We start from the raw sequence: 26,284 nt of genomic DNA, 5'->3' as shown, positions 1-26,284 counted from the left end.
CTCAAAAAGAACAATTAATAACATGTAATGTGAGAGCAAAACGGTAGTAATGATTTCTGTTTTGTAATGTTCTTATTTCTAATTAATTAATAAAATTTAGACGAGTGAAATTTGAATTGTTAAACATATATAAGGATGTTTCCAGTGGGAAGCTGACACAAAAAGAAGCATTAGAAAAAATCAAAGCTGTAAAACAGCGGGATCTGAGAGAAACCAAAGGTATACTGTTGGCAAAATCCGATTGGTCGCCAAAGGTATTGAATGTTTCTTCTGGTGATAAAATAGAGTATGAGCAATATCATTTGCTTTTGTGTGAGATATCACAATTAACAGAAAAACATATAAATAGTTCACTCTCAACAAGTAAAGTTTGGAAACTCCAGGTAGATCAAAAACAACACATTTCTGATAGATTTCAGGCATATGCTTTGTCCTGTTTTGAATTGATTCAAAATATACTTACCGATAAACCAGAAGGAAAAGTACTGATTCAGTTGGTTGTACCTAATGAAGGGGAGGGTACAATTTTAGCAGGGCTTTCGGGGTTGTTGAAAACAGCTGCTTTAGAAAATCCATTACTAATTCCTCAACTTATTTTAGTTGACCCAAAAGCTACTACTAATGATCTTGTAGTGCAATTGAAGGATAACCAATCGAATCCAAATGACGAAATAATAAAGTATGATCAAGGTATCCGTTATGTTCTAAAAAGAGAAGAAATAGAGGCTACACAAGTACATCCTAAAATAGTCTTTAAAGATCAAGGTGTTTATTTGATCACGGGCGGTATGGGAGGTCTTGGACTTTTGTTTACCAAAGAAATTCTTAAGCAAACTACTCGTTCCCAAATCATATTGACAGGTCGATCCGCATTGACTCAGGAAAAGAAGGCATTTTTGGAAGAACTTCCTATCCGAGAGAACAAAGTTGAATACCAACAATTAGCACTTGACAATGCAGAAGAAGTTACTAAGGTTATCTCCGGTATAGTTAAAGAAAAAGGAGGATTACAAGGTATTCTGCATTGTGCAGGGATGACCTCTGATAATTTTATTATAAAAAAGACAGTAGAGGAGTTTTCGAGTGTATTGTCCCCCAAAGTAATTGGTACGTATAATTTGGATCAGTCCAGTAAGGATATAGATTTGGATTTTATGGTATTGTTTTCCTCGGTAGCTTCCCAATTAGGAAATGTTGGACAATCGGACTATGCAGCTGCAAATGGTTTTATGGATGAGTTTGCCATATATCGTAATCAACAGATTACAAAAGGACACCGCAAGGGACATACTGTATCCATCAATTGGCCATTATGGGAAGAAGGAGGAATGCAAATAGATGAAGAGAATCAGGAGTCATTACGTAGAAAATTTGGAATGTATCCCATGCCTGCAAATTCAGGAATAGATGCATTTTATAAAATTTTGGAGTTAGGTTATGGACAAGCTTTGGTGGTAGGAGGTAATTTAACCCAAATAAAGAAAGCATTTCTCGAAAATCAAGAAAAAGCAGCAGAACCTATATTAGAATTTCCTAATGTTGAACAACAGGTAGTTAAGACGATAAATACAGAAAGTCTTCAAGAAAAAACAGAAAAATACTTGTGCGATCAATTTGCAGTTTCATTAAAACTAGCTTCTCATAGAATAGATTCTAATGCACCATTGGAGAAATATGGTATAGACTCCATTTTAGCCATGAGTTTGACAGATAAATTGGAAAAAACATTTGGCTCTTTACCTAAGACACTATTTTTTGAGTATCAAACTATTCAGGAATTAGCAGAATACTTTTTAAAGTTTCATACTTCCCAATTATCAAAGCTTTTTATACCGGAAAAGAAAATTGAGGAAAAAGTAGTAAAAGAAGCATCTAAACAAGAGATAAGAAGTGATCGTAAAATACGATTAAATCGCAAACGTAGAATTGTAATTCCAAAAGAAACAAGTAAATCAATAGCATCAGATCCGATTGCGATAGTGGGGTTAAGTGGCCGTTATCCAGAGTCAGAAAACATTGATGCTTACTGGACTAACCTTCGGGAAGGAAAGGATTGTATTACAGAAGTACCAAAAGATCGATGGGACTGGCGTGATTACTATAGTGATGATCGTACAGAAGCAGGTCGTCATTATAGTAAATGGGGAGGATTTATAGCAGGAGTAGATGAGTTTGATCCAAGATTTTTTAACATATCACCGAGAGAAGCTTCTAATATTGATCCACAGGAGCGCTTGTTTTTACAACACGTTTGGATGGCTATAGAGGATGCAGGGTATACCCGTTCCAGTTTACAGATTCCTCATAAGGATGGACTGCCAGGTCAGGTTGGAGTATATGTTGGGATGATGTATAGTGAGTACCAGTTGTTCGGAGCTGAAGAAAGTATGAAAGGTAATCCGATGTCCCTATCGGGTAGTTATGCCAGTATCGCTAATCGCGTATCTTATTTTTTAAACTTACACGGTCCCAGTATGACGTTGGATACGATGTGTTCTTCATCTTTGACTGCGATCCATTTGGCCTGCCAGGATTTAAAAGAAGGTCGTACGGATTTAGGAATAGCAGGAGGTGTTAATGTTAGCGTTCACCCGAATAAATACCTGATGTTAAGTACGGGTCAGTTTATTTCCAGTGATGGTCATTGCCAGAGTTTTGGAGAGGGGGGAGATGGTTATATTCCTGGAGAAGGAGTAGGTACCGTTATTTTAAAGCGTCTTTCCGAAGCCGAAAGAGATGGTAACCATATTTATGGTATCATCAAAGGAAGTTCCTTAAATCATGGAGGTAAAACCAATGGATACAGTGTTCCGAACCCTAAGGCCCAGGCGGGTGCTATCCGTCAGGCGTTGGCAGTGTCGGGTACGGATCCACGTCATATCAGTTATATAGAAGCCCACGGTACAGGAACCAAACTTGGGGATCCGATAGAGATATCCGCTCTTACCAAAGCATTTGAGGGAGCTACGGATGATATTAAAACAGGTTATTGTCAGATAGGTTCAGCCAAGTCTAATATAGGTCATTGCGAATCTGCAGCCGGTATCGCTGGTGTTACCAAGGTATTGCTACAGATGCGTTACCGTCAGATAGTTCCTTCGCTACACTCGAGTCGTTTAAACCCCCATATAGATTTTGATAAAACACCATTTATTGTTAACCAGGAACTCCGGGATTGGGATGCCCCTGTGTTGAATGGAAAAGAGCTACCCCGTATAGCCGGTATTTCGTCTTTTGGCGCAGGAGGTTCAAATGCTCATTTGATCATAGAAGAATATATTGGTTCAGAGATACCTTCCTTTAACGGATCGGACTCTGAGTTTTTGATCCTGTTATCCGCAAAGAAACCATTGCAATTAGAACAGAAAGTAAGTGATTTATTGGATTTCCTTCGCTTTTCAAACAAGGAGAAGAACTCCCTGGACCTTAAAGCTATGTCTTATACGCTTCAGGTAGGTCGTGAATCGATGGATGAGCGTATTGGTTTTGTGGTTAGCTCAGTTGAGGGGTTAATTCAAAAACTGGAATCTTATCTAAAAGGTATGGATGATATAACAGGTATTTACAAAGGACAGGTCAAACGTGACCGGGATTTGCTTTCAGGTTATGCAACCGAAGGATTGGACTTGGAACAAATGGTTCATCAATGGATAAAAGATGGTAATTATTCATCATTGGTAGAGGTATGGAGCAAAGGTCAGGATATTGACTGGCAGAGGTTGTATGTTAATACCCGTCCCAAGCTGATGAGCCTTCCTACATATCCATTTGCCGGGGAGCGATACTGGATAGATATAGTAGATAGTAAAGAATCAATAAAGGGTAAGGTTACTTCAGTACTTCACCCATTGCTTCACAGTAATATTTCAGATCTGTCCCATCAGGTTTATAGTTCCACTTTTATAGGAGATGAGTTTTATACTTTGGGTTCTGGTAAGAATGAACTTTCTGTACCTGTGTATTTAGAGATGGCCAGAGCAGCGTTGGCAGACTCTTTACCAGATAAGGAAAGTGCTATTACTGTTGAGTTTAGGGATGTTGTGTGGACTGGTCCAGTACCGATTAAAGAAACCTTACGAGTAGCTATTGCTTTGCTACCTCAAAGCGAAGAAGTTATAGATTTTGAGATTTATAATCCAGAAGGAGAAGAAGAGTTGGTGTATTGTCAGGGTAGTAGTGTTATATCAACAGGATCCTCAAAGGCTGTTTTAGATATAGTTGAACTTAAGCAGCGAATCGGAAATGAAGGGATAAATAGTGTTTATGACCTTTCATTATCAGAGGTTCTGAGTGTATATGGTAATAAGAAAGAATTATTGATAGCGTTAACCCTTCCGGAATCGTTGATATCAGAAGAAGATATCTATAGGTTAGACCCAACCATGTTGGAGAATGCTTTACAGTTGGGGAGTCAATTATTATCAGGAGATCATCAGTCTTTTATTCCGATAGAAATAACTTCTTTAAAGGTAATTGATAGCTGTTCTCGAGAGATGTTTATTTGGATCCGACCTTCAAGTCAAACAGATACTTTAGATATCGACCTGTGTAACAAACAAGGTGAAATATGTATTCAAATTAAGGAAGTTTACTATGAACTATCAGATAAAGAAATAAGGAATGAAGTTGATAAAAAAGAAGAAGTAAGTAGTAAATCATTGCCGTTAAGAGCGGTTGAGAATCAGCCAAAAGAACTTTCAATTCCAACTCGAATTATAAATACTACAGAACGTAGTATTTCAAAGGATCAGGATCTAGATAAAGGATCATTATCCAAACCTGCCAATATTTCATTACAAAGTTTACATGAAACACAGGAAAAAGCAATTCAAGATGAGACAATACCCAAGGCACAGTTTAGCTTAGCCACCACCAGAACTACATCAGTTACTTTAAAAAACTCAAAGACGATCTCTGATATAAAATTATATGATAAGGGTGAAGGTGTTTACAGCCTTCAGGTAGCTACAGAACAGGATAATTTTCTTTCAGAAGAACTTATAGGAGATTTGGTACATAGCTTTGATTATGTAAAAGATCTTCAGGGATTAAAAGTTTTGATAATAAGAGGAACGACTAAAACTTTCCTTCAGGGAGATCGTAACTCTTATAATGAATGTTTAATCCAGGGGCTTTACAATGCAGTCGCATCTTTTCCTTACCCTGTAATTGCTGAGATGCAGGGAGCTACAATGGGAGCAGGTTTCTTATTAGGAGCCTTATGTGATTTTATGATTTTGAGTAAGGAATCTCGATATAGTTATACAGATGTAAAAGGAGGAGTGTTTCCTACTCTAAAGGAGGAATCTCTGTTTGAAGAGCGTTTTGGAGCTGTATTATCCAGGGACTTTTTATATCGTTTTGGAGTATCGACAGGTAATACTTTGAAGAAAAGAGGTTGGAGTACTCCAATAGTTACTTCGGATCAAGTGAGTTCTTATACAGAAGATCTTGTACGATCTTTGAGTGAAAAACCACAAAACTCTCTTCATTTATTAAAGCAACATCTCATTCGTGGTATAGCAAAGCAGGTAACAGAATTAAAACAGGTTAACACTTTTAAGATAGAAGAATCATTAGCTGGATTAGAAATTCAGGTAACCACTCGTTCAAAATACCTACAGTTAGAGACTTCTATAGAAGGAGTATTAGCTATTAAGATAGATACCGGAGCTAAAAACTATAAGTTAAAGACGTTAATTTCCGGAATAGAAGAAGTTCTAAAGCAGGTAGAAAATACCTTGGTTTATAAGGTAATTATTCTTAGTAGTGCAGATGAAGGATTTATAAGAGAATCTGACTTATCGAGTTCATTAGAAGAAATCATACAACTTCAGGAGGTATTGATCGGTGCTTCGGTACCTGTGATTGCAACCCTGGAAGGAAATGCCAGGGATCTGGGTTGGCTAATAGCTCAGAGTTGTGATGTTTGTATCTACCATACAGATGGGATTTATTGTGCTTCGGAATTGGTAGGAGTTCCGCAATTAGGCAGGTTATCCCTTCCGTTTTTTAATAGTGGCCTGGGATCTTCTTTATCCCAGGAGATATTGCTTACAGGTAGAGAATATAGTGGTTCGGATTTACAGGAACATACAGGTTCCGTACAGGTTTCATCAGATCCAATGGCAGAGGCTATGGAACAGGCCGGGTATTGGTCATCATTTCCAATAGAAGTTATAAAGGACTGGAAGAAGAACCAGGCTTCAGAGCTGAGAGCTGTATTAGAAGAATTACCGTTATGGGCGATAAAGGAAGAAGAGGTTACGACATTCCCAGAGGAAGCAACAAGAATAGCCTTAGAATCAGAAGTAATCAAAGCTATTTTACATCCTGAGGGTATTGTAGAGATCAGGATGGAAGATCGGGAGGCCAGAAATATGTTTTCAGATGCTTTTATAGAAGATATGGTAGAGGTTTTTGATCATATTTCAGAATCTTCAAGCTATAAGGTGGTGGTATTGACGGGGTATGATAGTTATTTTGCTTCCGGAGGGACTAAGGAGAGTTTAGTTGCGATCCAGGAAGGAAAAGCCAGGTTTACAGATACCAAGATCTTTCAACTAGCTTTGGATTGTAATATTCCGGTGATTGCAGCGATGCAAGGTCACGGAATTGGAGCAGGTTGGTCAATGGGTATGTTCAGTGATTTCCCTATTTTAAGTAAAGAGAGCCATTATGTAAGCCCTTATATGAATTATGGCTTTACACCCGGAGCAGGGGCAACCTTGATTTTTCCGGAGCGTATAGGACATGATCTTGCACGTGGCACCTTGCTTACAGGGGTTGAATATGCAGGTCAGACATTAAAAGAAAAAAGAATATCCTTACCGGTAGTATCCCGCAAGGAGATCAGTGAGTTTGCATTTACCTTGGCAAGAGAACTAACGCGTAATTCGCGAAGTAGTTTAATTGCTTTTAAGGATCAAATGACGCGTCATATCAAGGATCGTTTAGAAGATATTTGTGCACAGGAGTTATCTATGCATGATGAGACTTTTGTAGGGAGTTTGGATACCCTGAAGCGTATAGAAGGTAACTTTAATACAACATCCGCAAGTGGAAAAGATCCATTACCTCTTACTAATACTGTATTATCCACACCAGAACCTGTATCACAAGGTAAATATACATTACCTATGATCATTGCTGATCTTAAGTCATTATTGGCCGGGGAGTTACATCTGGAGGAGGAAGAGATAGATGAAGACAGCCAGTTTGTGGATCTGGGACTGGACTCCATTGTAGGAGTTACCTTTATCCGTAAGATCAATGAGAAGTTTGGTATTACATTACAAGCTACGATTGTATATAGTTATGCTACCCTTTCCGCATTGAGTAGTTATGTATTGGAAGAAACCGGGCAAGAAGAAAAAGAGGAAGTAGCACCTATTGGGCAACCCGTATCTACTATTGCTTCAACAAAGGCGGTAACTACAGGTATTAGAAAACAGTCAGATATATTATCGGATTTAAGAGGGTTATTAGCAACGGAATTACATTTGGAGATAGAGGAGATAGATGAAGACAGTCAATTTGTTGACCTGGGGCTTGATTCTATTGTAGGGGTTACTTTTATCCGTAAGATCAATGAGAAGTTTGGTATTTCATTACAAGCTACAATTGTGTATAGTTATGCCACCCTTTTAGCATTAAGCCAGTATATACAGGGAGAGTTAGGAGTTGAAGAAGAGGAGGTATATACCCCAGCTGTTAATTCCCTTAAGAAAGAAAAAACAGTACAGGTAAAGCAGTTTACCCGAAGAGTACTTACATCGATACGCAAGGGAAGGTCTTCACTTCGTACTACTTCAAATAGAGAAAAAGATAGTATTGGAGGCATAGCCATTATAGGTATGTCGGGTCAGTTTCCCAAGGCAGAGGATGTTGATGTTTTCTGGCAGAATATAGCTGAAGGCAGGGATTGTATTAGTGAAATCCCTGGAGATCGATGGGATATTGATCGTTATTACCAGCAAGGGGATGCTGTTACCGGGAAGACGTATAGCAAATGGATGGGTGCCCTGGAGGGATATGACCTGTTTGATCCTATGTTTTTTAATATATCCCCGATTGAGGCAGAGAGTATGGATCCACAACAACGTTTGTTTTTACAATCCTGTTGGCATACTATGGAGAATTCAGGATATAACCCACATGCATTTTCAGGTAGTAAATGTGGGGTATACGTTGGATGTGCTTATGGAGATTATCAAATGTTATCAAGAGAAGATCAGCTAAGTGCTCAAGGATTTACAGGAGGTTCAACTTCAATTCTGGCAGCCCGTATTTCTTACTTTTTAAATTTGCAAGGTCCTTGTATTTCTATGGACACGGCTTGCTCTTCTTCATTGGTTGCTATTGCTAATGCTTGTGATGCCCTGATATCAGGTAGTATTGATGCTGCTTTGGCAGGAGGGGTTTATGTTATGGCTGGCCCGGATATGCATATTAAAGCAGCTCAATCCGGTATGCTTTCTCCTGATGGGAAGTGCCATACTTTTGATCAGCAGGCAAATGGTTTTGTACCAGGAGAAGGAGTTGGGGCAGTAATGCTCAAAAGAGTAGAAGATGCAGAAAAAGACGGCGACAATATCCTGGGATTGATCAGGGGATGGGGAGTAAACCAGGATGGAAAAACCAATGGTATTACAGCACCAAATACAGAGTCACAAACCCAATTGGAGCAACAGGTCTATGATCAGTTCAATATAGACCCGAATAGTATCCAGTTGATAGAAGCACACGGTACCGGTACCAAATTAGGAGACCCTATTGAGATAGAAGGATTACGTAAGACCTTTAAAAAATATACCCAGGAAAAAGAGTATTGTGCTTTAGGGTCAGTAAAGAGTAATATCGGTCACTGTTTAACTGCTGCAGGAGTAGCTGGGGTTATCAAGGTAGTTCAATCCTTAAAATATCAACAGTTACCACCTACTATAAATTTTGAACAGCTAAACGAACATATCAGTTTGGATGATAGTCCATTTTATGTAAATACTAAGCTTAGGGATTGGAAGATTAATGAGGGGCAACAACGACAAGCCGCAATCAGCTCGTTTGGATTCAGTGGTACCAATGCTCATTTGGTATTGCAGGAATATGTTCCTCAACCTAGGATAGCAACTCAAAAACCAGTTCAGGTTGTTAAGGAAAATGGAGCTTTTATGATCCCTTTATCAGCCCGATCAGAAGAACAGCTGCAACAAACAGTATCAAACCTGTTGCGATTTATAGAAGAAAGGAAAGGGACGCTGGATTTAATAGAGGTAGCATATACCCTTCAGGTAGGTAGAGAAGCTATGGAAGAACGTCTTGGGCTTATGGTAAAAGGAAAAAATGAATTGATAGAAAAGCTTCAGGAGTATACTCAGGGTAAAGAAAATATCCGTGGTGTGTATCGAGGACAAGTAAAACGAAATAAAGAAGGTTTACGTATCATCAGTAATGATGATGAGATGAAAGATACTATTGTAGAGAAATATATAAGTCAGCAAAAACTATCAAAACTACTTGATTTATGGGTTAAAGGATTGGAGTTTGATTGGAACAAGCTCTATGGTTCGCAAAAGCCTAAACGTATGAGTTTACCAGTATATCCTTTTGCCAAAGAGCGATACTGGATAGAAGAAACTATAAACAATACCACAGAAGGAAAAGAAAGAAACATAGAGGTATTACATCCTTTGGTGCATAAGAATACCTCTGATTTTAGTAAGCAACGTTATAGCGCCTCATTTAGTGGAGAAGAGTTTTTCTTAAAGGACCATTTGGTTTTTGACCAGAAGATTCTTCCTGGAGTAGCATACTTGGAAATGGTTCGTGTTGCCATAGAAAAATCTATGCCAGAACCTTTAAAACTATCTGATGTAGAGCTTTTTAATGTTGCCTGGATACAACCTTTTAAAGTTGATCATAGAAAAGAAATTAATATAACCTTGCTTTTGGACGATTCAGGTTCAACAGAAAAAGATCAAATCCTTTGCGAAATATATAGTCACCAGGAGAATGAAGAAATTATTCATTTTCAAGGGCAGGCAACTTTTAGTAATTCCGTCGTGCAGGAAAAAACAAATATCAATAAGCTTAGAGAACAAATGACATTGGATACGTTGAACAGAAGCTTAGTTTATGATGTTTTTTCCAAAATGGGACTTCAGTATGGACCTTCACATCAAGGTGTAATAGAAATCTATAAAGGAGAAGGACAGGTACTGGCAGATATAGTTCTACCTGCTGTAATTGAAACAGAACAAAATGATTACGTTTTGCATCCAAGTATAATGGATGGCGCTTTGCAAGCATCTATTGGATTATTTCAGGATTTAAGTAATACGCCATCCCAACCATTTCTGCCTTTTGCATTAGGATCTTTAAGGATTAAATCTGCTTGCACGAAAAGAATGGCTGCCTGGGTTCGATATTCTCCTAAAACTAATCATGATAGTAAGATTACAAAACTGGATATCGATCTTTTTGATGAAGAAGGGATCATATGTATAGAAATCAGAGAATTCGCTTTTCGTGTTATAGAAAATAGTATTGAACCTTTAGATAAAATATCTACAAATGGATCAACAGATAATACTGATATAAATAATTCTGTTTTTAATGAAACGTATTATCAAAGCCTTATCCAAAGTGTATTGAATAAAGAGCTTTCTGATGAAGAAGCTGTGGAATTAGTTTAACACTGAATTTTCGAGAAAAATTTGAAAGAAAAGATGAAGGAAAACCTAAAAAAAATATTCCAAGATATTTCCAAAGGAAAACTTACACAAACTGAAGCATTAGAAAAAATTAAAACTATAAAGTTACAAGAACAAGGTAAAGTTATAGGAACAATGCTCTCTACTCCAGTTTGGAGAAAAGATATGCCAGTATCTGAAGTTGAAATAGAATATACTGAGCATCATATCATTTTATGCGAAATGCCTCATTTAAAGGAGAATGAAATCAAAAAGTTTCTTCCAGATAGTCATTTTGTAAGTTTATCCTCAGGAGCGGATCAAAGTATTGCTGATCGATATGAACGTCATGCTATGTCTTGTTTTGACTATCTCCATCAGATACTTTCTAATAAACCTTTGGGTAATATATTGATTCAAATAGTCATTGGTAATGATGTAGAACAAGTTGTTTTTATGGGGCTTTCGGGCTTGTTACAAACAGCTACTCTTGAGAATCCAGTACTAAAAGGACAAATCATACGTACTCAGCTTGATATAGAGGCAAAAGAACTTTCTTCACAGCTTCGGGAAAATGTATCGAGTTTTGAGGATCATCAGGTTAAATATGATCAGAATATCCGCTATGTTTTAAGAAGGAAAGAAATACAAGCGAGTGATGTAAGTCCCAAAATAGCATTCAAAGACCGTGGTGTATATCTTATTACCGGAGGTATGGGAGGTCTGGGTATTTTATTTACCAAAGAAATCCTAAAACAAACCACTTATTCCAGGGTTATTGTAACAGGTCGTTCTGCATTAACAATAGAGAGAAAAGCAATCCTCGAAGCATTACCAGTACGTAACAATACAGTTGAATATCGACAATTGGACTTAAGTAATTCAGAACAGGTAAACCAACTTATAATTACTATATCCAAAGAGTATAAACAATTAAATGGGATTCTCCATTGTGCTGGTATGACTTCTGATAATTTCATTGTTAAAAAGACAAGAGATGAATTTGGTAACGTACTCATTCCAAAAGTAACAGGTACTTTCAACCTGGATCAGGCCAGTAAGGATATTGACTTAGATTTTTTGGTGTTGTTTTCTTCTGTAGCATCTCAAATAGGTAATGTAGGTCAGGCAGATTATGCAGTGGCTAATGGATTTATGGATCAATTTGCTGTGTACCGTAATCATTTGGTGCTAAAAGACCAGCGACAGGGGCACACTTTATCTATCAACTGGCCACTATGGCAAGACGGTGGTATGCAAATAGATCAGGCAAGTCAGGAGATATTAAAACAAACCATGCAAATACAACCGATGGAAACTATCGTTGGAATGCATGCATTTTATTGTAGCCTGGAATTAAACCAAGATCAGGTTCTGGTAATAAAGGGTGATTTACTTCAATTACATGACAATAAAAAAATAGATAAAGAGATTATAAATGCTTCAATGATTACCAACAATAGTCATAATGATCTTTTTGAAAAAACTGAAGATTACTTGTGTAAAGAATTCTCTTTACTGTTAAAGTTGACTACCCGTAAAATTGATCCTCAGGAGCCATTAGAAAAATACGGTATCGACTCTATACTGGCGATGAAGTTCACAAGCCAATTAGAAGAGACTTTTGGTGCTTTACCAAAAACATTGTTTTTTGAATACCAGACTATTAGAGAGCTTACAGAGTACTTTGTGAAATCTTATCAGCATCAACTAACCATACTTTTTAATACAGCACCAGATGATAATATTAGTATTAAAAAATCAACCGATATTAAATCTAAAACTGATGAAAGAATAGCGCATAAATTGATTTCTGGTAAACGCTTTAGTCGTCCTCGTCCTTCTATCGATTTAACCAATTCTACACACTCAGTTTCTGTAGACCCTATAGCCATTGTGGGGCTTAGTGGCCGTTATCCTAACTCGGTTGATATAGCTGCATATTGGGATAACCTTAAAGAAGGCAGGGATTGTATTACAGAGGTTCCTAAAGAGCGCTGGGACTGGCGGGCGTATTACAGCGAGGATCGTAGCAAAAGTGGTTATCATTATAGTAAGTGGGGTGGTTTTATAGAAGGAGTAGATGAATTTGACCCAAGATTTTTTAATATTTCTCCCAGAGAAGCCGCATCAATCGATCCTCAGGAGCGTTTATTTTTACAACACAGTTGGATGGCAATTGAGGATGCTGGATACACTCGTTCTAGCTTACAGATACCTCGTAAAGAAGGATTGGCAGGTCAGGTAGGAGTTTATGCCGGTGTGATGTATGGAGAATATAATCTATCTGGAAGCTTGGCTAGTATAGCTAACCGTGTTTCTTATTTTTTAAACCTTCATGGTCCTAGCATGACGTTGGATACGATGTGTTCTTCTTCACTAACTTCAATTCATTTAGCCTGTCAGGATTTAAAAGAAGGTCGTACAGATTTAGGAATAGCCGGAGGAGTTAATGTGAGCATTCACCCGAATAAATATCAGATGCTTAGTTCTGGTCAATTTATCTCGAGTGCAGGTCATTGCCAAAGTTTTGGAGAAGGAGGGGATGGTTATATTCCCGGCGAAGGAGTCGGAGTTGTAGTTTTAAAAAGATTATCAGAGGCCAAAAGAGATGGGAATCATATCTATGGAGTGATCAAAGGAAGTTCTCTTAACCATGGAGGTAAGACTAATGGTTATAGTGTTCCTAATCCTAAGGCTCAGGCAAATGCTATTACAGAGGCACTTAAAGTATCAGATACTGATCCTCGTCATATTAGTTATATAGAAGCCCATGGTACAGGTACAAAGCTTGGGGATCCTATTGAGATAGCTGCATTATCTAAGGCGTTTGAAGGAGATCAAGCTGAAAAAAATACAGGCTATTGTTTATTAGGATCAGCTAAGTCCAATATTGGGCATTGTGAATCAGCAGCAGGTATTGCAGGTTTGACCAAAATACTATTACAGATGGAGCATGGTCAAATAGTTCCATCGTTACATTCTAAGCGATTAAATCCACATATTGATTTTGATAATACTCCTTTTATTGTAAATCAGGAGTTAAGAGATTGGGATCCTCCTTTGATTTTGGGTAAGACCTATCCTCGTATTGCAGGTATTTCCTCTTTTGGAGCAGGAGGTTCTAATGCTCATATTATTCTAGAAGAATACATTGATGTACATCGTTCTGTTCTAAATACTAATCAAGTTACTAATGTAGGAATTGTTTTATCGGCACGTACCTTTGATCAATTAAAACAAAAGGTGGTTGACCTGTTGAGTTATCTCCGGAAGTTTGATCAAGAGAGTATTGATCTTGATTTAACTTCGATGTCTTATACCTTACAAATAGGTAGGGAGGCAATGGATAAGCGTTTAGGCCTTGTTGTTAATTCGGTAGTTGAGTTGAAAGAAAAACTAGAATCCTATCTCGATGATACAAAAGGAGTAGAAGGGATGTATCGGGGTGAGGTCAAACGAGATGAAAATTTTTCTGAGTTAGCTACTGATACGGTGATTCAAGAATGGTTATCAGGTAAAAAGATAGCTAAACTATTAGATGTTTGGGTAAAAGGTGGTGCTGTGGATTGGCACCAATTGTATGGTGATGTACTTCCCGGACTAATGAGTCTTCCGACATATCCTTTTGCCAGAGAACGTTATTGGATAGCTGTTAGTGATACTGTATCACAGGTAGAAAATAATACAGCAATCTCGGTATTGCATCCTTTAGTACATAGTAACACTTCAGATTTTAAGGATCATAAATATAGTTCGACTTTTAGTGGTGATGCATTTTTTATCTCTAATTTATCTACTGGTCATAAGGAAATCTCGGTAGTTGTTTATTTAGAAATGGCTCGCGTAGCAATTGCAGAAGCATTACCCAAAGAAAAAGCTCCATACTTCTTAGAGTTTAGTAATACAGTTTGGTCAGGTCCCTTAATTTTTAAAGATGATATAGAAGTGCATATCGCCTTGTTTGAACAAACAGAAGAAGGTGTTTGTTTTGAGGTGTATAGTGGTATTGAAGAGAAAGAAGTAATTTATTGCCAGGGAGAGGCTATAGTACATGATGAGCTTCCTTTAACAACAGTAGATATCAAGGTTCTTAGATCCAAAATGCAAAGAAGTGTATTACCTTCTTCTCACCATAATATAACTTCCATCTTCCAGGAAGATAAGCAATTACTGGTAGAGTTGAGTTTGCCAGAAGATTTGTTTTCGGAAGAAGAAGTTTATGTTTTACACCCGGGTATTCTTAAGGAAGTATTACAATCGGGCTTATTATTATTTTCTGGTACAGCTTTAGAACCTACAAGTATAGATTCTTTACAAATCAAGAGTAATTGTACAGCTAATATGTGGGGATGGATTCGTTATAGTTCTGGTAGAACAGATGCTTTAGATATCGATTTATATGATAAAGAAGGTAAGGAATGTGTACAGATGTATGGAGTTGTTTACCAGGAAGTGGTTCACGACTTTATAGAGGATAATTTTAGTCAAGAAGAAGTAGTAAAACCATCGTTAGATTTAGAAGAAATTCAGAGATTGCCACGAGAACTATCCATACCAATTCTTTCAAAGATAGTATTAGAAAACTCAGAAGTAGAAAAGTTTACAGAGAATACATTAGAAAAGCCAACTCAAATTTTATTAGTTACTCCAGATACTTTTGGTATAGAAGAAATGGAAGATTCTGTGTTGGATAAAACAACTACTACTCTTTCTGATATAACATCTTATAATGATCAGAGAGGAGAATTTTCTAACGCTTCATTAATCAAGTTATTTGATCACGATAAAGGGTTGTATTCACTAGTTATATCTGCACCTGATAAAAATACGCTTTCTTCAGATTTGATTTCAGAATTGGTAGAAGCTTTAACATATGCAAAAGAGATTTCTTCTTTAAAAGTATTGTTATTACGTGGGGGTAATGTTTTTTTACAAGGGGACAGAACATCCTATAATGAATCCGTAAAATCAGGATTATATCAAACTATAGCATCTTTTCCTTTTCCGATAATTGCCGAGATGAAGGGGTCTGCTATTGGAGCTGGATTTCTAATAGGAGGGTTATGTGATTTTATGATATGCAGTGAAGAAAGTAACTATTCTTATACAAATTATAAGGAAGGATTTTTCCCTGGTTTAGAAGAAGAGTTATGGTTTAAGGAACGATTTGGAAATGCTCTTACTCATAGCTTTCTATACCAATCGGAAAAATTAACAGGCAAAGCTTTACAAGAGCAAGGATGTAGTTGTCCTGTTCTTGCATCGAATCGGATAAGTTCTTTTATAGAGAGTTTTGCATTAGATCTTTGTGAGAAATCAAAGGATGCTCTGCAGCTATTAAAGCAACATTTGGGGCACAAGTTACTTACATTGGCAGAACAACTGGATGTAGTACCAACAATACAGGTAGAGAGTATAGTAACTACAAAACCACAACTTACCTTTGATTCAAAGTATTTGAAGTTAGAAGCCGATACAGATCATGTATTAACAATTACACTACATAAAGGTGAGAAGAACTGCTCATTAGAAAATATCGTTTCAGAATTAAAAACTATTTATGCCCAACTAGATAAAGACAATTACTATAAAGTGATTGTTCTAAGCAGTGATATTGCTGATTTTGTTTCAGTATCCGATTTGATGAGTTCGCAGGAAGTCGTTTTAGAATTTCAGGATCAAATCCTGAAATCCCCGATTCCTATAATTGCTGTAACAAATTCTAATGCTAAAGATATTGCCTGGTTGATTTGTTCGTCTTGTGATGTTTGTATTTACCATGCACAAGGTGAGTATTCTGTATCAGGTCTTGTAGAAGTTCCAGAGTTGGCAATGCGATCAGTTACGTTATTTAGTCATCGGTTAGGATGTACTATGAGTAACGAATTACTACTGGCAGGTAAGACTTATACTGGGATAGAGCTACAAGATCAGGTAGGTTCATTGATTGTAACCAATGATGTTTTTTCAGAAGCATTAAATCAGGCATCAAAGTGGGTGAAATTACCTTTAGAAGTTGTACGGACTTGGAAAAAGACACAAACTTCATTATTAAAGAAAACGATAGAGGAGTTACCTGTTTGGTCGAAAGAACAAACGAAAACTTCGGAGGTATTACCAAAAACTATAACAAGCATTACTCTTAGCACAAAAGTTATAAAGGCAAAGAGTTATCCAGAAGGTATTATTGAGATTACAATGGAAGATCGGGAGGCAAAAAATATGTTTTCAGATGCTTTTATAGAAGGAATGATAGAGGTGTTTCAGCACATAGCAGAATATCCTTTTTATAAGGTGGTAGTATTGACAGGTTATGACAATTATTTTGCATCGGGAGGTACTAAGGATAGTTTGTTAGCAATTCAGGAAGGCAAAGCTAAGTTTACAGATACTAAGATTTTTGAATTAGCTCTGGACTGTAAGATTCCGGTGATTTCGGCGATGCAGGGTCATGGTATTGGAGCAGGTTGGTCTATGGGTATGTTTTCAGATTTTGTTTTGTTTAGTGAAGAGAGTCGTTATGTAAGCCCATATATGAGATATGGATTTACTCCCGGAGCAGGAGCTACTTTGATCTTTCCTGATAAAATAGGATATGATCTTTCTCGGGAGACTTTATTGAGAGGAGTTGAATATTCTGGAAAAGTATTACAAGAAAAAGGAATGTCTTTCCCTGTTTTTCCCAGAAAAGAGATCCATTCAGCCGCACTTGTACTAGCTCGGCAAATAACAAGATATTCTCGCAAAAGCTTAGTTGTGATCAAAGACCAATTGACAGCACATCTTAAAAAGCGATTGGAAATAACGTATAGTCATGAACTGGCAATGCATGAAAAAACATTTGTAGGAAGACAGGATACGTTACAACAGATTGAGAATCATTTCTATCAAGATCGTACAATTTCTAAAGAAGCTATCAATATCAATGCTACAGAAAAATCACTTGCTGTAAATATTGAAGATACTATTTCACATATAGATGCATTACCAAACATTATCTCAGACCTCAAAAAACTATTGGCAAAAGAGTTGCATTTATCAGAAGATGAGATTGGTGAGAATAGCCAATTTGTAGATTTGGGACTGGATTCTATTGTAGGGGTAACCTTTATACGAACTATTAACGAAAAGTATGATCTTTCTTTACAAGCTACTATTGTATATAGTTATTCTACACTGGCAACATTAGGGGCTCATATTAGGGAAGCATCAGAAAAACAGGGTATATCTGTAAGTAAATCAGTAACATCGACAATCACAGATATACCTAAAAAAGAGCCAAAGGCAAATACTCAAGATGTATTTCCTAATATTCTTTTAGATTTAAAGAAACTACTGGCCAAGGAACTGCATTTATCAGAAGATGAGATCGATGATAACAGTCAGTTTGTAGATTTAGGATTGGATTCTATTGTAGGGGTTACTTTTATACGTACTATTAACGAAAAATATGGGCTTTCGCTACAAGCTACCATTGTTTATAGTTATTCAACTCTGAATGCTCTTAGTGATCATATTCAGGATGAAATAAAGCAACAGGGAGTATTTATAACAGATTCTGCTATTTCTACTGATATCCCCGAAAAGATTTTTCAAAGTGATATTCCAAAAGCAGTTAGAAGAAGGCATCTTACATCATTACGTAAAGGTTCACAGGGAAATACTACTCAATTCAGAAAACCATCCTCCCGATCACAATCTATTGCAGTTATAGGAATGTCGGGTCAGTTTCCAAAGGCAGGTGATGTAGAATCATTTTGGCAGAATATTGCTCAGGGAAAAAATTGTATTGATGAGGTTCCTAAGAAGCGTTGGGATATTGAAAAGTATTATCAGGCAGGAGAAGCTGTTGCAGACAAGACGTATAGCAAATGGATGGGAGCTTTAGAAGGATATGATCTTTTTGATCCAATGTTTTTTAATATTTCTCCGATTGAGGCAGAAAACATGGATCCGCAACAGCGATTATTTTTAGAAGCTTGTTGGCATGCAATAGAACATGCAGGATATAATCCGCATGTGTTTTCGGGAAGTAAATGTGGGGTATATGTAGGATGTGCAGCGGGAGATTATCTTCAGCAATCCAAAAAACATCAATTGAGCGCTCAGGGATTTACTGGTGCTGCCGGTTCTATATTAGCTGCACGTATTTCATACTTTTTAAATTTACAAGGCCCTTGTATCTCTATAGATACTGCTTGTTCCTCTTCATTAGTTGCTATTGCTAATGCATGTGATGCTTTAGTGTCAGGTAATATTGATGCTGCTCTCGCAGGAGGCGTCTATATAATGGCAACACCTTCTATGCATATTATGAGTTCACAATCCGGGATGCTTTCTCCAGATGGTAGATGCCATACTTTTGATCAGAAAGCCAATGGTTTTGTCCCGGGCGAAGGAGTTGGAGTAGTGATGCTAAAAAGGTTAGAAGATGCAGAGAAAGATAATGACACTATTTTGGGAGTGGTACAGGGATGGGGTATTAACCAGGATGGAAAGACTAATGGGATTACAGCCCCTAATACAGAATCTCAAACACAACTAGAACAACAAGTATATGATCAATTTGATATAGATCCGAATAACATCCAGTTGATCGAGACGCATGGTACAGCCACCAAATTGGGAGATCCTATTGAAGTCGAAGGATTACGTAGGTCTTTTCAAAAATATACAGAAGAAACAGCATATTGCGCCCTGGGATCAGTAAAAAGTAATATTGGTCACTGTTTAACAGCAGCAGGAGTAGCCGGTTTTATTAAAGTGCTACAGGCTATGAAGTACAAACAGTTGCCACCCACTATAAATTTTGAACAACTAAACGAACATATCAACCTGGATGATGGTCCTTTTTATGTAAATACAGAATTAAGAGATTGGGAGGTTAGAAAATCACAGCAACGTCAGGCCGCAATCAGTTCTTTTGGATTTAGTGGCACCAATGCACATTTGGTGATGGGTGAGTACGTTTCTAGGAACCAGGAAATGATTAAACAACCTGTTCAGGTCATTACACAAAACTCAGAGGTTATAGTTCCTTTATCAGCCAAATCCGAAGAACAGTTAAAACAAAAAGCTTCAGATTTATTGGATTTTATTAAAAAAGAGAAAGGAGAGTTAGATTTAGTCGATATGGCGTATACTTTACAGGTAGGTAGAGAAGCGATGGAGGAACGCCTTGGTTTTATGGTAAAAGATATCGATCAACTTACAGAAAAACTTCGAGCTTATTGTAAAGGAGAAGATTCTATTCGTGGTGTCTATTTGGGACAGGTGAAACGTAATAAAGAAGGTTTACAGATCATTAGTAATGATGATGAGATGAAAGAAACCATTGTAGATAACTATATAAGTCAAAGAAAACTATCGAAATTACTGGATTTATGGGTTAAAGGTCTGGAGTTGGGTTGGAACAAACTCTACGGAAACCATAAACCTAAGCGTATCAACTTACCATTGTATCCATTTGCCAGAGAACGGTATTGGATTGAAAAAACGACCGACAGCTATAAAAAAGAGAATAAAAATGCTCTAGAAGTACTTCATCCATTAGTACATAAGAATACTTCAGACCTTCGTCAGCAAAGCTATAACACCATATTTGATGGTGAAGAATTTTTTATCAGAGAAAATAAGATTCAGGGCGATAGCGTCTTACCAGGATTAGCTTGCCTGGAAATGGCTCGAGCTGCTATGGTAATGGCAAATCCTCCTCAGGATGAATCCGCAGTAATTGAATTACACCATATATCTTTTACAAAACCAATTGTAGTTGAGGAAATAAAGGAAGTTAAAATAGCATTATTTGCATCTGAAGAAGGTCATGTGGGTGAACAAATAGGTATTGAAATTTATAGTACTGAAGAAGAAGAACAAGAATTGTATTTTGAAGGACAAGTTATGTATAGTCTTCTAAATGAAACTACTACGCTTGATATTTTGCAACTCAAAGATGAAATGAAACAGATTGCTCTGAAACCTAAAGATATATACACAGATCTATCGAAAAGAGGATATGTGTACGGTTCTAATCTTCAGAGAATCTCAAGTATTTACCAAGGAGATAATCAATTATTAGCAGAAGTAAGCATACCTCTTTTAGAGGAAAATGATCAAAAAGAATTTGTACTCTATCCTTCGATCATGGAGGGAGTGATGCAGGCATGTATAGGTTTAGTTGCTGATATCGAATCTCTAGGTCAACCGTTATTTCCGACTTCATTAGATACTGTACGAATACTATCTTCCTGTACCAGTGAAATGAATATCTGGGTACGGATTAAAGATATAAAGGCTAAAAATCACATACTAGATATTGATCTTATAGACCAACAAGGGAATATTTGCGTAGAAATAAGGGGAATATCCTTACAATGTCTTGATGAAAAAACAAACACTTCTGAAAATTTAGAAAAAGAGGTTGAAGTATACCAAGACAAGTATGATGATACTGTTTTACAGCCAGAAGAAGTATCTCAAAAGTTATTTTTTAAAGAGTATTGGAAAGAGCAACCTCTTGCTTTAGGTAGTTCATTAACCAATAATAGGCAGATTATCATTTTTGCAAATAAAGAGTTTAAAGACAGCATTATAAATAGCGATAATACCAATCAGTTTGCAAAAGCAATTTTTGTATTTCAAGAACAGAAATATGAAAAAGTTTCTGAAAACTTTTATCACTGTCGCTCCAATAATGTGTTAGATATTCAAAAAGTGCTTAACGATGTAAACGATAAGAGTAATAAGTCTATAGGACTGATATATACCTGGGCAAAAAATACTAAGGAAAAAGGCGTTCATGCATTGTTTAATGTATTTAAAGCCATTAAAAGATTTGACAATCCTATCGACGTAACATTGGTAGGTAACTATGATCCTTCATCTATAGAAACGTGTTGGGATTATTCCTGGATAGGCTTTGAGCGTTCTCTAAAATTGGTAGTACCTAACTCAAAGATATCATTACTTTATACCGATTCATCTGGATCTATATCTCAGCAGTTATTAGATGCCATACAACATCCCGGAGTAATTAGATATAAAGATGAGCAAAGGTTTGAATTGTCGTATAAACCATTTGATCTTGATAGTACTGTAAAAACACCAGTACTCAAGAAAAACGGTAGTTATTTAATTACAGGAGGTGTTGGAAAACTTGGGTTTGAGCTAGCACGGTATTTAGCTAAGGAATATCAGGCAAAACTGTTACTACTTGGTAGAAGACCATTAGTCTCTGGGATTCAGGAAAAGATGGATCAATTAAAGCAGGAAGGAGCCAAAGAAGTTCACTATTATTCTGTTGATATTAGTAATAGAAAGGCAATAACATCCTGGGCAAAAAATATTCCTTTTAACCTATCAGGGATTATTCATGCAGCGGGAGTTGAAGGTTCTGAGGTTTTCTACGAAAAAACAACAAAAAGGATCAATGAAGTGCTTCAACCTAAATCTAAGGGAATAATAGTATTAGATGAAGTACTGAATCAACAACCTCTGGATTTTGTGTGTTATTTTTCATCTTCGGCTGCTATGCTGGGTGATTTTGGATCTTGTGACTATGCAATAGCAAATCGTTTTCTAATGGCTTATGCTTATTATCGTGAGCAGAAAAACCAAAATAATGGAAAATCTATTGTTATAAACTGGCCTTTTTGGAAAGATGGCGGCATGGGTAAAGGTGACTTTGAACAAGCTGCATTTTATCTTAAAAGCAGTGGTCAGGAGGTACTCGAAACACCAGAAGGAGTAACGATATGGGACGACATTATCAAATCAAATCAAACACAAACATTGGTACTTAAAGGTAAACCTAACCGTATTAAACAATTCTTAGATCGTATCTACACAACCAAGCTACTTGATCAATTACCATTTAATGTTCAAAACCAACAGGCTCACATGGGTAAAGGATGGAAGATACAATATCAAGATCTTTCACTACAAGAATGCGTTTATGCTGATCTTATCAAGCTTGTATCTATGAGTTTGAAAATACCTTCAGAAAAACTGGATGGTGTGACTAATCTGGCAGATTATGGTTTTGATTCTATCAGTTTAACAACATTTGCCAAGAAACTAGGAACACATTTATTTATTACCGTAACGCCTGCTATATTCTATAATTATTCTACTATTAAGAAGTTAAGTGATTACTTCGTTCAGGATTATCATAATCACTTAGAAGAATTTTACAACAAACCACAGAGTGAAATAGTCGAGAGACAACAGGTAGATACGAAAAAACCAGTATTAAGGAAAACTACAATCCAGAAACGCTTCTTACAAACTAAATCTAAAGATACTTCATACCTTTCGAGCTTAGCTCAAGAACCAATTGCCATTATAGGTTTGTCGGGACGTTTCCCAGGAGCAGATACAGCAGATCAATTATGGGAAATGTTAGAAAAGGGAGAGAGTGGTATTAGCGAGATCCCTTTATCACGTTGGGACTGGCGTGATTATTTCTCAAAATCCGGAGATTCTGATAATAAAATCAGCACTAATAAAGGAGGTTTTATTAATAATGTAGATGAATTTGACCCCTTGTTTTTTGAAATTACGCCTAGAGAAGCAGAAGCAATGGATCCTGGCCAAAGAATGCTTTTAATTGAAGCGTATAAAGCAATTGAAGATGCTCAAATCGATCCTTCATCACTACGAGGAACCCCCGTTGGTGTTTTTGCAGGAATGGAAGAAAGTCAATATAGCTCACTTATTTCTGATGAACAAGGAGTTGGTAATAGTGGTAATGCCATGATATCTTCTAGATTATCATACTATCTCGACTTACAGGGACCTACCATCGCTACCAATACAGCCTGTTCTTCAGGGTTGGTAGCCATGCATCAGGCAATCATGAGTTTACGAAACAGAGAATGTGAATCAGCATTAGTTGCTGGTATCTCTTCTTTGATTTTATCGCCAGAATTCTACGTTAAGATGAGCCAGGCAGGAATGCTTTCGGAAGATGGTCAATGCTATAGCTTTGCTAAAAAAGCCAATGGTATTGGCGCTAGTGAAGCAGTTGTAGTGCTTATGTTAAAACCCCTATCCGCAGCTATTGAAGCAGGTAACCCTGTTTATGGAACCATTAAAGCCAGCGGTATTAACTTTGATGGGAAAACTAATGGAGTTACAGCACCTAGTGGTAAAAGCCAGGAAACACTAATCAAAAATGTTTATACCAACTATAATATCAATCCTCAGGACATTTCACATATTATTGCACATGGTACCGGGACAAAATTGGGTGATCCTATTGAACTAAATGCCTTAAACGATGCCTTTAAAAAACTCATTGAGAAGCAACCAGACTCAAAACAAACAACTCATTGTGCCATAACAAGTTGTAAGAGTAACCTGGGGCATACAATGGCCGCCTCGGGATTAGTAAGTGTAGTGAGTTTGTTAAAAGGACTACAGCATAACAAAATACCAGCGACTATTAACTGTGAGGATGAAAATGATTATATAAACTGGGAGAACAGCCCGTTTTATATTAACAAGATCACCAAAGAATGGAAAAAAGAACAAGATAAACCTCGTATGGGAGGTATAAGTTCCTTTGGACGTAGTGGTACTAATGCTCATGTAGTCATTGAAGAATATATAACACCAATGACTTCTCAATTTTCTTCTGTTGCACATCCTGGAAAAGATACACAAATCATGATTGTTCTATCAGCTAAAACAGAAGAACAATTACTACAAAAGGTTAGTGATCTGCTAGTTTTAATAAAAAATCCAGATCAAACTATTGATCTGCTTTCCATGGCTTATTCCTTACAGGTTACCCGTGAAGTTATGGAGATACGTTTAGGGTGTATTGTAAACTCTGTAGAGCAGTTAGTAGATAAACTACAGGCATATCTTAATTCAGAAAAAAATATTGAAGGTATTTACAGAGGAGAGGCAAAACACTATGATACCTCGATATCTATATTTAATTCAGATACCGATTTACAGGAAACTATTAACAAATGGATAGCAAATAAAAAACTTTCGAAAGTACTCGAATTATGGGTTAAAGGTCTGGAGTTGGATTGGAACAAACTCTATAGAGAAGTTAAACCCAAATGCATCAATCTACCCAAATATCCATTTGCCAAAGAACGATACTGGATCAATAAAACAGCTTCAGAAAAAGTTCCTGAAAACCTCTCAATTCGTGAAAATGGAAATTATGAAATTATCGAAAATTTAATTGATCAGATTGAAAGTGAGAGCATAGAAACAGAACAAGGTATTGACCTATTAAAAAAGTATAGTATTCACTAATATAATTTAAGACAAGCCGGATCATGCAAAATATAAAAGAAACCATCATACCCCTGTTAAAAGAAGAATCTTCCACAATCATAAAAGGTGAAAATGGAATTACCACGATAACTTTTTATCGTGGAGATAAAGAACAAGCATCTAAAGTAATTCGCTCAAGGTTTAAGGAAATAGTCAATGGCAATACTTGGTTAGTTGGTAGATTGATCAAAAATGGGAAGCATAAAAATATACAGTTAGCTTATCCTTCTGCTCCCATATCTGATGATGTAATAGATCGTATTTTTTTTGATAGTCCCGCCAATATAAAAATAGGTTCGGAAACTGCATATGAAGAATTGTTCAAATCAGCTAAACCCGCTATAGTAGAAAAAGGTGGGAAGTTGATTAATAAACAAGGTCTTGTTAGCAGGTTGACCTTAGTTCCGGATATGCATTCGGGAGGAAAAGGATTTGCGCTTATTTTTTCTATTTCACATGTCGTAGCAGATGGATATACGTATTACAAAATATTTAATCAATTATTTACAGATAAGTCTGTCGAATCGTTAGAAGTAAAGAGAAAACAGGATGCTGCTGATAGGGTTACCGAAATTGTTGGAAAAAAATCATTTAAATTCTTTCATTCGGCACCTTTTATTCTAAACCTTGTAGGGGGGGCTATTTTTGGCAAAAAAACAAAAAGTTATGGATTCTATATAGAGCCCGAAAGAATCAATAAAGTCAAAACTCAAATAAAAGAAAATTCTGGATCAGGGGTTGATTATATTTCAACTAATGATATCCTAAGTTCAAGTTTTGCAAAAGTAACGAATTCCCGTATTTGTATTATGGCTGTTAATTTGAGAAGTTGGATAAAAGATATTAGAAATGATGATGCAGGAAACTATGCAGGAGGACTTCTGTTTGATAATCATACAAGCTACCACCCAGTTAATATTCGTAAGTCTTTTCAAGCAGAATTACCTGTTCCTGCAAATGCAAAACCTCTTCCCAAATTTTGGGAAGCGTTACGATGTAAACTTGGTTTAATCAGTAGTTGGGCCGATTTTCAAGAAAGCCATGATTTAGAAAAATGTGAACAATTATTTCATATACCACTGTATGATGCCAAAAATGCTTTCCCTCTGGATTCTGCGGTAGTATTCAAAGCAAAACCAGATCAATTGGCTGTTATATATTTTACAAAAACAGTAGAACGAGAGAAGTTTTTATCTCATTGTGAAGTTGGAGATTCAATATCTTCCAGAACTTTTCACTAAAAAAGTTGAAAATATTTTCAACAACATCTTAAAACCTATAATCCATAGCCA

At 36.7% G+C, this 26,284-nt stretch carries 3 protein-coding genes; all 3 read left to right on the top strand.

The annotated features are described in order from the left end of the window. Nucleotides 1-104: 104 nt before the first annotated feature. The 3 genes from ATO12_RS20980 to ATO12_RS20970 are packed head-to-tail and all read left to right on the top strand — an operon-like array spanning nt 105 to nt 26,233. Entirely contained in the window at nt 105-10,694 is a 10,590-nt protein-coding gene (locus ATO12_RS20980) for an SDR family NAD(P)-dependent oxidoreductase (protein ID WP_034246230.1), read from the top strand. 33 nt (nt 10,695-10,727) lie between these two features. Continuing rightward, on the top strand, nt 10,728-24,971 hold the full coding sequence (locus ATO12_RS25730) for an SDR family NAD(P)-dependent oxidoreductase (RefSeq protein ID WP_034246227.1): 14,244 nt from the start codon (nt 10,728-10,730) through the stop codon (nt 24,969-24,971). A gap of 23 nt (nt 24,972-24,994) precedes the next feature. After that, nucleotides 24,995-26,233, top strand: coding sequence for a hypothetical protein (locus ATO12_RS20970; RefSeq protein ID WP_034246224.1), 1,239 nt, complete (start codon nt 24,995-24,997; stop codon nt 26,231-26,233). The last annotated feature ends 51 nt before the right edge of the window (nt 26,234-26,284 follow it).

This window comes from Aquimarina atlantica, assembly GCF_000626715.1.
GTDB lineage: Bacteria > Bacteroidota > Bacteroidia > Flavobacteriales > Flavobacteriaceae > Aquimarina > Aquimarina atlantica.
This window is presented reverse-complemented; position numbering and strand designations above follow the sequence as displayed.